This is a genomic window from Mycobacterium venezuelense (assembly GCF_054919535.1).
On record NZ_JBONDW010000081.1, the window covers coordinates 1 to 322 of the forward strand.

The 322-nt window shown below is 68.0% G+C and carries 1 protein-coding gene; it reads right to left on the minus strand.

Features of this window, described 5'->3' with window-relative positions:
* A partial coding sequence (locus ACRCUN_RS34280; protein WP_462146047.1) for a beta/alpha barrel domain-containing protein occupies nucleotides 1-322 on the minus strand: 322 nt, incomplete at both ends.

Consider the following 322-nt stretch of genomic DNA (forward strand, 5'->3'; position numbering starts at 1 on the left):
CGCCCGCTGCGCGGGATTGCCGGACTTGAAGATCCCCGACCCCACGAACACGCCTTCGGCACCGAGCTGCATCATCATCGCCGCATCGGCCGGCGTGGCGATCCCACCCGCGGTGAACAACGTCACCGGCAACTTGCCGGCCCGCGCCACCTCGACCACCAGGTCATAGGGGGCCTGCAACTCCTTGGCCGCCACATACAACTCGTCCTCGCTCATCGAGGTCAGCCGGCGGATCTCGCCACCGATCTTGCGCATATGCGTCGTCGCGTTCGACACGTCGCCGGTGCCGGCCTCACCCTTGGACCGGATCATCGCCGCGCCC